Below are 14,867 nucleotides of genomic sequence, written 5' to 3' on the forward strand. Positions count from 1 at the left end.
AACCCAACGCCGGCTGTCGTGTTCTCTAGACGGCAGCCGGCGCAGGGTTTTCCTCCTCGCGGTCATTCAACCCTCACCTTGCGTACCGGCGACCCCGGACGCTGGCGACTTTCCCAATCCGGGGCCAACCCCACCGCAACCTCGTCAGCCACCAGCAGCTTACGCCCGCGCACCAGGTCGGCGGCACGCTCAGCGAGCATGATCGTCGGCGCATTGAGGTTGCCGTTGGGCTCGCTGGGAAACACCGACGAGTCGATCACTCGCAGGCCTTCAAGACCGTGGACACACAGTTCGGAATCCACCACGGCCATCTCGTCCTCGCCCATGCGACAGGTGCCGCAGGGGTGATAGGTGCTCTCCAGGTTCGCCCGCACGAACTCGTCGATCTGTGCATCCGTGTTGACCTGCGGCCCCGGCGCAATCTCGCCGTCGCGGTAACGGTCCATCGCCGGCTGGCCGATGATTTCCCGGGTCAGGCGCACACAACGGCGGAAACCCTCGCGATCCTCCTCACGTTGCAGGTAGTTGAAGAGAATTTCCGGGTGCTCGTACGGGTCGCCGGAACGGGCCCGCACATGGCCGCGGCTCTTGGGTTTGTTGGGGCCCGTGAGCACCATGAAGCCATGCCCCTTGATGGGTTTGTTGCCGTCATAGCGCATGGCCGCGGGCAGGAAGTGAAACTGGATATCCGGCCAACCCAAGCCCTGCTCGGAACGAATGAAGCCACCGGCCTCGAAGTGGTTGCTGGCCCCCAGGCCGTCCTTGAACAGCAACCAGCGCAGACCGATCAGCAGCTTGCTCAGCGGGTCCATCTTGCTGTTGAGGGTCAGCGGCTCCTTGCAGCCGAACTGGATGTAGACCTCGGCGTGATCCTGGAGGTTTTCCCCCACTCCCGGCAGCACGTGCCGAGGCTCGATCGACGCTTTGCGCAACACCTCGGCCGGCCCGACCCCGGAGCGTTGCAGCAGGTGCGGCGAACCGATGGGGCCGGCGGCGACCAGCACCTCGCGGTTGCACCGCACTTCATGGACCTGCCCCTGACGGTCATAGGCGACGCCCACCGCGCGCTTGCCCTCGAAAAGGATTCGGCGCGTCATCGCCTGAGTCAGCACCGTCAGGTTGGGGCGCCCCATGGCCGGTCGCAGGTAGGCATTGGCGGTCGAGCAGCGCACGCCGTTCTTCACCGTCATGTGCATGGCGCCGAAGCCCTCCTGCATGAAGCCGTTGCAGTCTTCGGTCCTGATGTAGCCCGCCTCGACACCGGCATCGATCCAGGCCCGGTACAGGGGGTTGTGCATGTTGTTGCCATTGTTGGTGTGCAACGGCCCGCCCTGCCCGCGGTAGCTGTCACCGCCGGCCTCGTAGTCTTCCGCCCGCTTGAAATACGGCAGGCAGTGCCGATAGCCCCAGTCCCGCGCCCCCAGGGCTTGCCACTCATCGAAGTCATGGGCGTGGCCGCGGATGTAGACCAGGCCGTTGATCGAGGACGAGCCCCCCAGTACCTTGCCCCGCGGGCAATGGATACGCCGGCCGTCGAGGTAGGGCTCAGGCTCGGTCTGGTAGCGCCAGTTGTACTTGCTGGTGTTCATCGGCATGGAAAAGGCGCTGGGCATCTGGATCAGCACGCTACGGTCGCTGCCACCGAACTCCAGGACCAGCACCGAGGTGCCCGGGTCCTCGCTCAAGCGGTTGGCCAGCACGCAGCCGGCCGATCCGGCACCAATGATGATGTAGTCGAATGTTTGCCTGCTCATGATCATCTCCCGACCGTCAATTGATTGAGAATCGGCAGCGCCTCGCGGGGTTGCGCGAGCCCTTCGGCGCACGCCCCCGCGGCGTCCTCAAGGCGCAGAATCACCGCCTCTTCGTGCGCCAGGTCCAGCGAACGGCTCAGGCCGTAGTAGGCCACCCCGGACACCACCAGCCCCACCAGCCAGGCAACGTCGATACTGCCCAGGGCCCTGGCCAGCGGGCCGACATAGACCTCGCGCTGCTCCACGCCGTCGTAGATGTAGAAGAAGGGGATCATGCTCGCGAAGCCGATGGCGTAGGCGACGATCCCGCGCAGGCCCCAGCTGCCGTAGAGGTTGCCCCGGGGCATGAAGAAGTGCGTGATGGCGTAGCGCCCCTTGCGCACGAAGAAGTAGTCGGTGAGGTTGACTGCAGTCCAGGGCACCAGGAAATACAGCATCACCACCAGGTAGATGCTCAGCACCGACAGCCCCTGGTTCGAGCGCTGGATGCTCAGGGCCACGCCCAGTTGCAACAGGATCACGAAGAGAATCGCCAGAATCCGAGCCTTGCGCGTCGGCTTGATGCTGATGATCGAATCGACACAGGTCAGGGTGGTCAGCTTGGCGCTGTAGATGTTCATCGCGATCACCGGCAGGAACGCCAGGATGGTCACCAGCACTACCGCCGTGCCCACCAGCGGTGACAAGGTGTTGCCCACCTGCCCCAGTGCCACCAGCACATCGGTGGAATGCAGGTGGTCGGCCAGCCAGCCGCCCACGGCGATCATCCAGGCGCCGGACAACGAAGCCCCGAGGAACACCACGGCGATCAGTTTGCCGCTGTGGGTGTGCTTGGGCAGGTAGCGCGAGTAGTCGGACACATAAGGCGCATAGGCGATGTTGTAGCTGGCCGCGGCGGCGAACTGGGCGACGCCGCCGGACCAGTTGAAGCCCAGGGGCTGCGGAGCCACGCCGCCTGCCGCCACGGCCAGCGGTTGGGCATCGGGCACCCAGTGCATCAGTACCGCCAGGCTCACCAGGCCATAGAGGGGCAGCGACAGGTACAGCGCCCACTTGAAACTGCGGTGCATCCAGTCGTGGCCAAGAATCGCCAGGGTCGCCCCCGGCACGGTCACCGCCAGGGCCACCAGCAGGGGATCGAAGCCGAACAACGTCTGCAGCCCCTGCATCATCAGCACCAGGTTGACGATGTTGAAACCGGCGAACACGAACAGGGTCGCCAGCAGCACCAGGATCACCCCGCGATAGCCGAACTGCGCCCGGGACTGAATCATCTGCGGCAAGCCCAAGTGCGGCCCCTGGGAACCATGGAAGGCCATGAACAAGGTGCCGAACATGATGCCCAGGGTGCCGGTCACCGTGGTCCAGAACGCCGTGAGGCCGACGCTGGGCCCGACAAAGCCGATGGTCATGGTGAAGAAGGTGAAGTTGCCCAGAAACCAGAACGGCCCCTGGCTGGAGAGCTTGTCGGTGCGCTCGTTTTCCGGGATGTAATCGATCGAATGGACTTCGACAACGGAGCCGTTGTCGGCACTGGAGACACTCGGGGCAGGCTGGGCATTAGTGTTCATGATGGGCTCTTATTGTTGGTCGATATCATGACGGGGCACTGGTGCGGTACTCGATGCCTGGGCACCTCCTGCAGGCTCTGACGAGGGATGTGCGGGCGCCCCAAGGACGCCCGAAATCGGTAAAGGCAGGCTCGCCTGTCAAGGCAGGGTGATCCAGACCGCCTTGGTTTCCATCAGGTGGTCGAGCTGCTCCGGCCCCAGGTCTTTGCCGAACCCCGACAGCTTGTAGCCACCAAAAGGCATCGCGGGGTCGATGGTGCTGTGGGCATTGACGTACACCGAGCCGGCCCGCAGACGCGGAATCAGGCTGTGAACCCGGCCCAGGTCGTTGGAGTAGATCGCCGCCGCCAGGCCATAGAGCGAGTCATTGGCCAGTGCCAGCGCCTGCTCGTCATCGTCGAAAGGCGCGGTCACCAGCACAGGCCCGAAGATCTCTTCCTGGACGATGCGCATGTCATTGCGGCAATGGGCAAAAATGGTCGGTTCGACAAAGTACCCCGGCCCCTCGAGCGGCTGGCCGCCGTAGACCAGCTGGGCGCCCTCGCCCTTGCCGATCTCGATGTACTCGCTGACCCGCTGTTTCTGCTGGGCCGATACCAGGGGGCTGATAAAGCAGTCCGGGTCCAGCCCCGGGGCCACCTTCAAGGTCCGGGTGTAGGCGATCAGCTCATCGAGAAACGCGTCATAGATGCTGTGGTGGATATAAGCGCGGGTACCGGCGTCGCAGACCTGCCCCGAGTTGAAGAACACACCGTTGGCCACGGCCTCGGCGGCCGCGCGCAAGTCGGCATCGGCCAGCACGAGCACCGCCGACTTGCCCCCCAGTTCCAGGGTCAGGCGCTTCATGTCGTCCAGCGCCGCGCGCCCCACGGTACGGCCCACCGGGGTCGACCCGGTGAAGCTCAGTTTGTCGATCCCCGGGTGCGCGGCCATGGCCGCGCCGATCACGCTGCCGCGCCCGCTGACAATATTGATCACCCCGGCGGGGATACCCGCCTCTTCCACCAGCTCGGCGAAGCGCAAGGCCGAGAGCGACGTCAGCTCGGCGGGCTTGACCACCACCGTGCAACCGGTGGCCAGGGCCGCGCCCAGCTTCCAGGCCAGGGTCTGCAACGGGAAGTTCCAGGGCACTATCACCCCGACCACGCCCACCGGCTCCTTGCGCGTGTACGCCAGGTAATTGCCCGGCAACGAGGGCTCGACGGTGCGTCCGTGGAGCTTGCTGGCCCAGCCGGCGAAATAGCGCAAAGTGTCGACCGTACCCTGGATATCGACATCCCGGGCACTGGCCACCGATTTGCCCATGTCGATCGATTCGATTTCCGCCAGTTCCGTAGCGTTGTCCGCAATCAGTTGCGCCAGGCGGTGAATCATCGCCTCGCGCTCCAGCGGCTTGAGCAGGCTCCATTCGCCGCCGTCGAACTGCTTGCGGGCCGCGCTCACGGCACGCTCCAGGTCCTCCACGGTGCCCATGGGAATATGGGTGAGCAGGGCCTCAGTGGACGGCTCGCGGACCTGCGCGGTCTGGCCGTCGCTGGCATCGACCCAGGCGCCACCGATGAACATCTTCTGCGCCTTGCCGAGAAAGCGCTGGGTGGCCTCGCTGATTGCGAACTGTTGCAGGTACTGCTTGACGATCGTGTCCATGTTCATGCCCTCTGCCCGACGCTGGGCGTCGAGTCACTGTGCTTCGCTGATCGCCCCAGGTCGGTGCCGGAGGCAGGTGTGTCTCATTACCGGGAGCGAGCCTGGGCGCGCTCATGGAAGATGAAACCGAGGCTGTTGAGCAGCAGCTGCGCCGCCAGAATCGAGGTGATGCCCGAGGGGTCGTAGACCGGCGCCACCTCCACCAGGTCCATGCCGACGATCCGCCCCTGGCTGCGCCTGGCCAGGGCCTGGATGATCTCCAGCACTTCGTAGTAGAGGAAACCGCCATGGCTAGGCGTGCCGGTGCCGGGGGCGATCGAGGGATCGAAACCGTCAATGTCGATGGTGATGTAGTAGTCGATGCCCTCGGGGATCAGCGCCAGCACGCCTTCAGTGCCCAGGCGCCGGACCTCGCGGACCGAGAGGATCTTCGACCCGGCGGCATGGGCCGCCTCGTAGTCGTCGCGGTTGGATGAGGACACGTTGCGGATCCCCATCTGGGTCATGCCGATAATGTGCTGCATCTCCGAGGCCCGGCGCAGTGGGTTGCCGTGGCCGTAGCGCACGCCGTGACGCTCATCGACAAAATCCAGGTGGGCATCGAAGTGAATGATGTGGATCGGCCCGCGCCCCTCGAACGCCTTGATCACCGGAGCGTGCACCGAGTGATCGCCCCCGAGCACCACCGGCATGGCCCCGGCCTGCAGGATCTTGCCCACGGCGAACTCGGTGTTGGCATTGCTGGTGGCCATGTCGGTGTGAACGATATCCGCATCGCCCACGTCCACCATGCGCACATCCTCCGCGGTCAGGTACATCACATCGTCTTCGTGGTCGTAGGCCCCGGCGTGGCCGAAGGAAAACAGGGTCGAGGCCTCACGGATCCCCCGCGGCCCGAAGCGCGCACCGGAACGCCATTGGGTACCCATGTCGTTGGGCACCCCGAGAATCGCCACATCGGCATCCAGGGTGTCCCAGTCGGTGCACACCGGGGATTTGGCAAAGGTGCAATGGCCCACGAAAGGCAGGTTCAGGCGGCCGGACTCATAACCGTGCTTCGACATGTTCAGCGTCTCCATTTCTTGTTATTCGCTGGGGCGGGCGGGTGCGGCCGCCGCCGTTGAATCGACTATGAGCGCTGGTTTATATGGAGAAAATGCTGAACATCAGATACTCATATCGGCATTGCCGATGTGTCCACAGGCGGGAGGTGTCCAGTGATTCAACTGCACGATGTCGATCTCAAGCTGCTCAGGGTATTTGCCACCATCGTCCGTTGCGGCGGTTTTTCCGCGGCGCAGGCGGCGCTCAATACCGGCCAGTCGACCATCAGCGAACAGATGACTCATCTGGAGACCCGGCTCGGGGTCAAACTCTGCCAGCGCGGACGCGGCGGGTTCCGCTTGACCGAGCAGGGGGTGGCGATTCATGAGGCGACCCAGCGCCTGCTGTCGGCGGTGGAGAACTTCTGCATGGACGCCGATGTGCTCAAGCAGCACATCAGCGGTCAGCTCAACCTGGGGATCATCGATACCACCATCAGCGACCCCGACTCACCGCTGCCGCGGGCCACCCAGCGCTTTGTCTCCAGGGGGCATGACGTGCACCTGAATGTCTACGTGGGCACCCCAGCGGAGCTGGAAGAGCGGGTGCTGGACGGGCGCCTGCACCTGGCCATCGGGCACTTCCCGATCCACGTACCGGGCCTGTTGCACAGCGCCTTGTACCAGGAGGCCCTGGGGCTGTACTGCGGCCGCTACCACCCGTTGTTCGCCAGCCAGGCCAACACCGTCGAACTGCTTGAGGAAGTGGCCGCGAGCCGGGTTGTCGCGCGCGGCTACATGCAGCAACACGATCTGCAATGCCTGGGTGTCAGCAAGGCCGCCGCCACGGTGGACAACATCGAGGCCCTGGCAATCCTGATCATCTCCGGCGCCTACCTGGGCTTTCTGCCCACCCATTTCGCCGCTCAGTGGGTCACCTGCGGCGACATGCGCCAACTGGCGCCCGAGCGCCTGCGGTTGATGTCACCCTTTGATGTGATCACCCGACGCGGCAGCACACCGCCGCCGATCCTCGAGGTCTTTCTGGAAGACCTCGCCGCCTGTTCGCGTCAACCCGAGCCCTCATACCCAGGAAGCTGACGCACCGCCCTGCCCCTGGCCCTTGCGGTCGCACGCCATCAGCGCGAGCCAAGGGCCAGTGCCAGGGGCATATCCCGCCCGTAGATATCCGGGGCATACAGCAGTTGCCCGTGGCTGTCGGCCTGCACCGTCCAGTAGCTGAGCAGGATCGGCACCGGCTTGGCCAGGCGGAACTCGTGGGTCAGGCCGGTGGCCAACAGCTCGTTGGTGCGCAACCGCTCCGCCGGGCTGAGCAGCCAGTCGCGCAGTTGCAGGGCCTGCTCGACCCGCACGCAGCCGGAGCTGAAGGCCCGCGGCCCCTTGCTGAACAGCGCCTGGCTCGGGGTGTCGTGCAGGTACACCGAGAACGGGTTGGGGAAGCGGATGGCGATGCGCCCCAAGGGGTTGCGCGGGCCGGCGCCCTGGCGCAGGAGGATGTTGCCGGGGCGGTCCCAGTCGATGTCCTCGGCCGCCAGGGGCTGGCCGTTGGCATCCAGCACCTGCAGGTTCTGGCGGTTGAGGAAACCCTGGTCGCGGCGGATTTCCGGCAGCTTGTCTTCCTTGAGGATGGTCGGCGGCACGGTCCAGGTGGGGTTCAGGGTCAGCCGGGTGACCTGGGATTTGAGCAAGGGCGTCTGGCGCTCCGCGCGGCCGACCTGGGTGCGGGTCTGCCAGACCACCGCGTCATGCTGATAGAAGGTCAGCTGGGCGGCGGCAACGTTCACCAGCACCAGGTTCGGCTCGTAATCCTGGGCCAGCCAGCGCAGGCGTTCGAGGTTGATGCGCAGCTGTTCGCGGCGCTCGGCCGGGCTGATGTTCATCTCTTTCAGGGTGCCCGCGCCGACCACACCGTCGGCCTGCAGCGAATGGCCAAGCTGGAAGTTCTTCACCGCGCTGACCAGCTCGCCGCTGTAGGCGTTGTCCGGGTTGACCACCGGGCTTTGCAGGTAGCCGCCGTGGTACAGGCGCAGGGCCAGCTCCGGCACCCGCTTGTCCTGCATGTCCGGGCGCAGCAACGGGCCGCCGGCCACGGCCTGCCACTGGGGCAAGGGTTGCTGGCGCTCATGGGCATAGGCCTGGCGCAGGTTGCGGTATTGCGCGAGGCTGGGGCGCGCCTGCTCGAAGGCCGTGGCGATGTGGGCGATGCCCGGCACGGCAATCGCCAGCAGCGCGCTCTGGCGATCGTCCGGCAGCGGCTGGGCCCGCCACATAGGCTCGAAGCGGCTTTGCGCCAGGCGACCGTAATGCAGGTCCTGCAGGGCTTGCAGGTACTGATGGGTGATATCGATATCGCTGCACAGGCCATCTCCCGCCGGGCTCGCCTGCGGCAGGCGGTAGTGGCCCGGGTCCAGCCCGTCGTCCACCAGTTGCGCCAACTGCGCCTGCAAGCTGGCCAGGCGGCCCGCCACGGACCACACCTGCTGTTCGCCCTGTTGCTGGTAGAAGCCCTGCAACAGCTGCTGGGCCGGGGTATTGAGCCGCGGCGCCAGGGCCGGGCAGGCCACGGCCAGTTGCGTCAGCGCCGTTTGCATCGGGCTCGCCGACAGCTGTGGCAGCTCATCGGCCAGCGCGACCAATGGCGCAGCGAGCAGGCACAGGGTCAAGTAACATGCGGGTTTTTTGAACAACTGCTTTACTCCAATCCGTGGGCGCCCAGCGGGCGGCCAACCATTACGGCAGATGCGGAAAACAATCGGGCCTGGGCATTAAACATATAGACCAGACTGCCGGGGGAACGACAGGACGTCAGGAGCCAAAGTGACCATGGGGACGCTCTATACATGTTGAATTTCTCGTGCCGGTTCTGCCTGGTGGCCATTGCCCTGGGCGCCTTTTCCATTTCGTCCTTCGCCGCCAGCAAAGTCCAGCCCGTCGCCAGCCCCACGCTGTACGCCAGCCTCGCCCACGCCGCCCCGCAACTCAATCCCCAGGCCCTGAAAAGTGCCCTGAGCGCCATGCAATGCGCGGTAGGCAGCGGCGCCCGACAAGCCCGCCACCTGGCGGTGATCGACTACTCGCAGCCCTCCACCGAACGGCGCCTGTGGATCTTCGACCTGCGGACCAAAAAACTGGTGCTGCGCGACCTGGTGGCCCACGGGCAGAAATCCGGGGAAAACTTCGCTACCCAGTTCTCCAATCGCCTGGGCAGCTACCAATCCAGCCTGGGCCTGTTCCGCACCCAGGAAAGCTACGAAGGCAGCCATGGCTACTCGCTGCGCATGGACGGCCTGGAACCGGGCTTCAACGACCGGGCCCGGGACCGCGACATCGTGATCCATGCCGCCGACTACGTGAACCCCTTGTGGAGCCAGCGCCAGGGCCGCATCGGCCGTAGCCAGGGCTGCCCCGCGGTGCGCCCGCAAGTGGCGCGCCAGGTGATAGACAAGCTCAAGGATGGCCAGTTCATGTTCTCCTGGTACCCGGACCAGCGCTGGTTGAAAACCTCGCCCTACCTCAACTGCCAGCCACGCCAGGTGGCGAGCATCCTCAGCGCCAACGGCGGCTGAGCAAGCCGGCCGGATGCTCGGCGCCTGCCCTCTTCGCAGTTGCGCCGCACGCCGGCGGCGAGATACCGTTACCGACCTGGAACGCCACCTCGCCCGAGCTCCACGCCATGCCTTCGCCACATGCCCTGCTTCTGCAACAGCCCGGACCACGCCCGGCGTTCTACCGGGTGGCCGAACACCTGTGGGGCGCTGGCTGCAATGTGGATTCCGATGGCGACAGCCGGACCGCCGACGATGACCAGTGGACCGAGCTGACCCTGATACTGCGCAATTCCAGCCAGCAACGGCTGGACATCGAGCCACTGTCCCTGGCGCCCCTGGTCCTGCTGATCCGCGCTTCCCAGGCGGACCTGGGGCAAAAGGCCGCACAGTTTATCCAGTCGGTGGCAGGCGGCACACTCCAGGCACCCATCAAGGACCGATAAGGATCACGCCCTGCCCCCCGCAGGCGCTGTCCTTCACGACAGGCAGTACTCCCATGACTCCACCCGAAATCGACTTTTTCCCCGACTTCATCGCCGACCCGCATCGGCTGTTCAACCACCTCAAGGACTCCGTGCTGTGGGACGAGCGCATGCGTGCGCGCAAGACCGCCAGTTTCGGCGCGCCCTACGACTACTCGCAGATCACCTACCCCGCCGTGCCGATGCCCGAAGCGCTGGAGCAGCTGTGCGGGCCCATCGAGCAACTGCTGGGCTTTCGCCCCAACAACTGCCTGCTCAACTGCTACCCCGACGGCCACTCCTCCATGGGCTTTCATTCCGACGCCAATGAACAGTTGGTGACAGGCACCGGGGTGGTGATCGTCTCCCTGGGCCACGCCCGGGCCATGGTCTTTCGCCACAAGGAAAGCGGCGCCACCTTCGACTACAGCCTGGCCAGCGGGTCGCTGCTGCACATGTCGGACGAACTGCAGAAACACTGGCTGCACGCGATCCCCAAGGCGCCGGACGCCGGCGAGCGCATCAGCCTGTCGTTTCGCCAGCTCAAGACCGGGTAGTGCTGGACTCGGTCAGGATCGGCCCTTGACTCAAGGGCCGGGCCATCGACAATGCCCGGCTGTATTCAGCGTTTGCCCCGAGGCCCCATGCAGTTGCTTCCCTGGTCCTACCCCTGTCCCGAAGGCTTCACCCTGCGCGGCCTGCGCTCCGCGCCTTCGGGCAAGCCGCTGCTGCACTTCCTGCACGGCAACGGTTTCTGCTCCATGGCCTATCAGCCGATGCTGGCGCTGCTGGCCGAGTCCTTCGACCTGTGGCTCAGTGACGTCCAGGGCCACGGCGATACCGACCACGGCGGCCCGTTCCTCGGCTGGAACCGCACCGCGGAACTGGCAGCCGAGGCCTTCGAAGCCGGGCTCGATGCCTATGGCGAGGTACCGCGCTATGCGCTGGGCCACAGTTTTGGCGGGGTGCTCACCTGCCTGATCGTCGCCGAACGCCCGCAACTGTTTCGCAAGGCGGTGATGCTGGACCCGGTGATCTTCACCCCCTCCATGATCGGCTCCCTGGGCGTGCTGTCGGCCCTGGGCCTGAACCGCCGCCACAGCCTCGCGCGCAAGGCCGCCGCCCGCCGCCGGCGCTGGCCGGACCGCGCCGCCGCCAAGGCCGCGCTGGCCAACCGGGGCATCTTCAAGGGCTGGAGCGACGCGGCCCTGGCCGCCTATGTCGAACACGGCCTGAAGGACGACGAACAAGGCGTGGCCCTAAAATGCGCCCCCGAGCGCGAAGTGGATATCTACAGCTCCTTTCCCCGCCGCCTGTGGCGCTCGCTGCGCCAGGTGAAGACCCCAAGCCTTGTGATCCACGGCCGCGACAGCTACCCCTACGTGGCTCGCTCGATCAAGCGCTGGGCGGCCATCAACCGGCACCTGAGCACCCAGGTGATCGACGGCCAGCACTGCTTCATGCAGGTCGACCCGGCCACCAGCGCCCGCTCCATCCAGGGCTTTCTCCAGACCGAAGGCCGGTGAAAGCCGCGGGCCAGGCGCCCGCGACAGATGTCACCGTGCTATCATTGGCGGGTTTTCCAGGCAGGCCGTGCAACCTGTCGATCCTGGAAAGCACTGGACAAAGGCGCCGATCAGATGCGCCTGCCGCCTGCCTTGTGTGCAAAAAGCCGACGGTGCCGTGGGGCCTGGCCCCACCGCGCACCGCACCGATGCAAACCGCGACTCGCCTCGCCGGTTGTACTTTTTGCCGCCACAAGGAACACAGTCATGCTCTTGAGAACGATGAACATTTCCCGCCGCGCAGGGTTCAGCTTCGCCCTGATCGCCCTGCTGGCCCTGGCCCTGGGAGGTTTCTCCCTGCTGGAAATGCAACGCATGAACCAGCAATCCCTTGAGGTCGACCAGAACTGGCAGCCATCCATCGTTGCCGCCAATGCCCTGGCCCTGACCAGCACCCAGATCCGAACCCTGACCCTGCGCATGCTGGTGGTGCGCGACAGCGGTGACGTGCAGGCCTTGCTATCGCGCCTCAACGAACTGGAGCAACAGCAGGATCGGCAACAGCAGGCCTATGAAAAACTGATCAACGTCGACGACGAACGCGCCGCCTACGAGCGTTTTGTCGAAGCCGAAGCGCTGTACCTCAAGGACCAGCACCGGATCACCGACCTGATGCGCCAGGGCCACAAGGAAGCGGCGATCGACATCGTCGACGGCGGCCCGTTCCTGGCCAATGCCGACGCCATGCTCAAGGAATTGCTGACCATCATCGACGTCAACACCCGGGGCGGTATCGCCGCGGCGGCGCAAAGCAACCAGGTGTTCAAAGGTGCGATGGGCATGGTCCTGTTGATCATGCTGGTCGTGGTGGCCCTGACCGTGGTCCTGGCCCTGTTCCTGACCCGCAGCATCGTGCGCCCCCTGGGCCAGGCCGTGGAGGTAGCGGAAACCATCGCCCGCGGTGATCTCGGCCAGAGCATCGCAGTCAGCGGCAAGGACGAACCGGCGCGCCTGCTGCACGCCCTGCAGACCATGCAGGCCAGCCTGCGCGGCACCCTGCAGCGGATCGCCGATTCGTCCAACCAGCTGGCCTCCGCCGCCGAGGAACTGCACGCGGTCACCGAGCATTCCAGCCAGACCCTGCACCAGCAAAGCAACGAAGTGGAACAGGCGGCTACCGCGGTCAATGAAATGACCGTCGCCGTGGAGGAAGTGGCGCGCAATGCGGTGAGCACCTCCGAAGCCTCCCAGGAAACCGACCGCACGGCCCATCACGGCCGCGAGCAGGTACAGCACACCGTCGACTCCATCGGCCAACTGGCCGAAGACGTGACCCAGACCTGCCAGCGGGTGGAAAACCTGGCGGTGGACGTGCGCAATATCGGCCAGGTGCTGGAAGTGATCCGCTCGATTGCCGAACAGACCAACCTGCTGGCGCTCAATGCCGCCATCGAGGCCGCGCGGGCCGGGGACGCCGGACGCGGCTTCGCCGTGGTCGCCGACGAAGTGCGGGCCCTGGCCCATCGCACCCAGCAGTCGACCCAGGAAATCGAAAGCATGATCAACACCATCGAGGAAGGCACCGAAGGTGCGGTCAGTGCCATGCGCAACAGCAACGAGCGCGCCCACCTGACCCTGGAAGCCGCCCGCGCTTCGGGGCTGGCCCTGGACCAGATCACCCAGGCCATCACCACCATCAACGAGCGCAACCTGGTGATCGCCAGCGCCAGCGAGGAACAGGCCCAGGTCGCCCGCGAGGTGGACCGCAACCTGATCAATATCCGCGACCTGTCGACCCAGACCTCGGCCGGGGCCAACCAGAGCAATGCCGCCAGCCAGGAGCTGTCACGCCTGGCGGTGGACCTCAATGCCCTGGTGACCCAGTTCAAGCTTTGACACTTGCCGCTTCAGAAGGCGTAGCGGCCGATCACCTGCCGGACCCTGGCTAGCGCCACGCCCAGATCGGCCATGGCCACCGAGCCCAACGCCAGGCGAATGGCGTGGGGCACCGGGCCGGCGCCGACAAAGGGCTCGGCGGTGGACACCGAGACCTTCTCCCGCAGCAGCGCCATGGCCACCTGATCGGCCCGGACTTCCTCGGGCAAGGGCAGCCAGAGGAAGTAGGAGTTCGGATGGCTGACATAGGCCAGCCCGGCCAGGGCTTCCCGGGCCAGGGCCTGGCGGGCCTGGGCATCCTCGCGCTTCTGGTGCTCCAGGCGCGCCACCGTGCCGTCCTCGATCCAGGCACAGGCCATGGCGGTCATCACCCCCGGGGTGTTCCAGGTGCTGGTGCGGATCGCACGCTCGATCAGCGCCACCCAGGCCGGCGGCGCCACCACATAACCGACCCGCAGGCCGGTGGCCACATTCTTCGAGAACCCCGAGATGTAGACCGTGATCTCTGGTGCCAGGGCAGCCAGCGGCGCGGGAGGATCCTGGGCCAGGAAGGCGTAGGCGGCGTCTTCGATGATCAGCAGCCCGTGGGCCCGGGCAATCGCCACCAGGCGCTGGCGCCAGGCCAGGTCCAGCACCCAGCCCATGGGGTTGTGCAGGGTCGGCATGGCGTATACCGCGCGCACCCGCCGCCGTTGGCACAGGCGCTCGAAGGCCTCCAGGTCCGGCCCCTGCTCGCTCAGGGGAATGGCCAGCAGTTCCAGCCCGTGGGCTTCGGCCACCACCTTGAACCCGGGGTAGGTCAAGGCATCCACCGCCACCACATCACCGGGCCTGAGCAACGCCATCAGGGTGGTCGACAGGCCGTGCTGGGCGCCGCTGACCAGCAGCACCTGCTCGCCCTCCACCACCAGCCCATGGCCCGCCAGGTAGCGCGCTACCGTGGCCCGCTCATGACTGCGCCCGGCGTGGGGCTGGTAGCGCAGCAAGGCTTCCAGGTCGCCGGTCGCCGCCAACTGGCGCAAGGCGCTACGCAGCAGTTCGGCCTGGCCGGGCAACGCCGGGTAGTTGAAGTTCAGGTCCAGGGTGCCCGGTGCCGTGGCGGGCTGGTCCACGCCCTGCCCTGGCGGCAAGGCGGTTTCCCGGACATAGGTCCCACGCCCGGTTTCACCGCTGACCAGGCCCATGGCTTCCAGCTCGGCGTAGACCCGCGATGCAGTGACCAGGGCCAGCCCTTCCCGCGCCGCCAGCTCGCGATGGGTGGGCAGGCGGGTGCCGGGGGCAAGGATGCCGGTACGGATATCGGCGGCAAAGGTGTCCACCAGCTGTTTGTAGCGAGCACGGGCCATAGGCGCTGTATCCATGACAATTTTTTGATTGTGCTGATTTTCAATCCTAGGATGGGCTCGACACAAGCCCCGCCG

Annotated in this window: 12 protein-coding genes and 1 pseudogene; 7 read left to right on the forward strand and 6 right to left on the reverse strand. The window is 65.8% G+C overall.

All coding sequences use genetic code 11. The annotated features are described in order from the left end of the window. Positions 1-62 precede the first annotated feature (62 nt). From betA to speB, 4 genes are all read right to left on the reverse strand, one after another. The gene (betA, locus tag ACUXVH_RS25090) at positions 63-1,754 is read right to left on the reverse strand and encodes a choline dehydrogenase (RefSeq protein ID WP_065364709.1); all 1,692 of its coding nucleotides are present in this window, start codon (positions 1,752-1,754) and stop codon (positions 63-65) included. Between the two features lie 2 nt (positions 1,755-1,756). Next, the gene (locus ACUXVH_RS25095) at positions 1,757-3,325 is read right to left on the reverse strand and encodes a purine-cytosine permease family protein (protein WP_065363724.1); all 1,569 of its coding nucleotides are present in this window, start codon (positions 3,323-3,325) and stop codon (positions 1,757-1,759) included. A 138-nt stretch (positions 3,326-3,463) separates the two neighbouring features. Next, on the reverse strand, positions 3,464-4,972 hold the full coding sequence (locus ACUXVH_RS25100) for an aldehyde dehydrogenase family protein (protein ID WP_065363723.1): 1,509 nt from the start codon (positions 4,970-4,972) through the stop codon (positions 3,464-3,466). Positions 4,973-5,058: 86 nt separating this feature from the next. After that, entirely contained in the window at positions 5,059-6,036 is a 978-nt protein-coding gene (speB, locus tag ACUXVH_RS25105; RefSeq protein WP_065363722.1) for an agmatinase, read from the reverse strand. A gap of 153 nt (positions 6,037-6,189) precedes the next feature. On the opposite strand from speB, the gene ACUXVH_RS25110 reads away from it, so the two are divergent. Continuing rightward, positions 6,190-7,116, forward strand: coding sequence for a LysR family transcriptional regulator (locus ACUXVH_RS25110; protein WP_065363721.1), 927 nt, complete (start codon positions 6,190-6,192; stop codon positions 7,114-7,116). 38 nt (positions 7,117-7,154) lie between these two features. On the opposite strand, the gene ACUXVH_RS25115 is transcribed toward ACUXVH_RS25110, so the two are convergent. Continuing rightward, positions 7,155-8,723, reverse strand: coding sequence for a L,D-transpeptidase family protein (locus ACUXVH_RS25115; protein ID WP_065363720.1), 1,569 nt, complete (start codon positions 8,721-8,723; stop codon positions 7,155-7,157). Positions 8,724-8,876: 153 nt separating this feature from the next. On the opposite strand from ACUXVH_RS25115, the gene ACUXVH_RS25120 reads away from it, so the two are divergent. The 6 genes and pseudogenes from ACUXVH_RS25120 to ACUXVH_RS25145 all read left to right on the forward strand — a co-directional run bounded on the left by ACUXVH_RS25120 (position 8,877) and on the right by ACUXVH_RS25145 (position 13,446). Beyond that, positions 8,877-9,602: a murein L,D-transpeptidase catalytic domain family protein gene (locus ACUXVH_RS25120; protein WP_053157782.1), complete on the forward strand. Its 726-nt coding sequence runs from the start codon at positions 8,877-8,879 to the stop codon at positions 9,600-9,602. Positions 9,603-9,709: 107 nt separating this feature from the next. Then, complete coding sequence (locus ACUXVH_RS25125; protein ID WP_053157779.1) at positions 9,710-10,027, forward strand: hypothetical protein; 318 nt, start codon at positions 9,710-9,712, stop codon at positions 10,025-10,027. 53 nt (positions 10,028-10,080) lie between these two features. Next, positions 10,081-10,602, forward strand: coding sequence for an alpha-ketoglutarate-dependent dioxygenase AlkB family protein (locus tag ACUXVH_RS25130; RefSeq protein WP_011060707.1), 522 nt, complete (start codon positions 10,081-10,083; stop codon positions 10,600-10,602). A gap of 87 nt (positions 10,603-10,689) precedes the next feature. Beyond that, positions 10,690-11,571, forward strand: coding sequence for an alpha/beta fold hydrolase (locus ACUXVH_RS25135; protein ID WP_041774176.1), 882 nt, complete (start codon positions 10,690-10,692; stop codon positions 11,569-11,571). Positions 11,572-11,832: 261 nt separating this feature from the next. Further along, positions 11,833-12,588: pseudogene (locus tag ACUXVH_RS25140) on the forward strand (MCP four helix bundle domain-containing protein); the annotation flags it as partial. Then, complete coding sequence (locus tag ACUXVH_RS25145) at positions 12,583-13,446, forward strand: methyl-accepting chemotaxis protein (RefSeq protein WP_370059491.1); 864 nt, start codon at positions 12,583-12,585, stop codon at positions 13,444-13,446. The pseudogene ACUXVH_RS25140 and the gene ACUXVH_RS25145, both read left to right, overlap by 6 nt. Before the next feature lie 11 nt (positions 13,447-13,457). Here the strand turns inward: ACUXVH_RS25145 and ACUXVH_RS25150 are convergent, their stop codons facing one another. Further along, positions 13,458-14,792 (reverse strand): aminotransferase-like domain-containing protein, encoded by a 1,335-nt coding sequence (locus ACUXVH_RS25150; protein WP_041752169.1) that lies wholly within the window; start codon positions 14,790-14,792, stop codon positions 13,458-13,460. Between the last annotated feature and the right edge of the window lie 75 nt (positions 14,793-14,867).

The organism is Pseudomonas sp. 8(2025), from assembly GCF_052665325.1.

Excerpts from the sequence above, each read along its gene's own strand:
- ACUXVH_RS25135 (WP_041774176.1), top strand. The coding sequence starts at position 10,690 with ATGCAGTTGCTTCCCTGGTCCTACCCCTGTCCCGAAGGCTTCACCCTG.
- ACUXVH_RS25100 (WP_065363723.1), bottom strand. The coding sequence starts at position 4,972 with ATGGACACGATCGTCAAGCAGTACCTGCAACAGTTCGCAATCAGCGAG.
- ACUXVH_RS25130 (WP_011060707.1), top strand. The coding sequence starts at position 10,081 with ATGACTCCACCCGAAATCGACTTTTTCCCCGACTTCATCGCCGACCCG.
- betA (WP_065364709.1), bottom strand. The coding sequence starts at position 1,754 with ATGAGCAGGCAAACATTCGACTACATCATCATTGGTGCCGGATCGGCC.
- ACUXVH_RS25145 (WP_370059491.1), top strand. The coding sequence starts at position 12,583 with ATGCAGGCCAGCCTGCGCGGCACCCTGCAGCGGATCGCCGATTCGTCC.
- ACUXVH_RS25150 (WP_041752169.1), bottom strand. The coding sequence starts at position 14,792 with ATGGCCCGTGCTCGCTACAAACAGCTGGTGGACACCTTTGCCGCCGAT.
- speB (WP_065363722.1), bottom strand. The coding sequence starts at position 6,036 with ATGTCGAAGCACGGTTATGAGTCCGGCCGCCTGAACCTGCCTTTCGTG.
- ACUXVH_RS25095 (WP_065363724.1), bottom strand. The coding sequence starts at position 3,325 with ATGAACACTAATGCCCAGCCTGCCCCGAGTGTCTCCAGTGCCGACAAC.
- ACUXVH_RS25125 (WP_053157779.1), top strand. The coding sequence starts at position 9,710 with ATGCCTTCGCCACATGCCCTGCTTCTGCAACAGCCCGGACCACGCCCG.
- ACUXVH_RS25120 (WP_053157782.1), top strand. The coding sequence starts at position 8,877 with ATGTTGAATTTCTCGTGCCGGTTCTGCCTGGTGGCCATTGCCCTGGGC.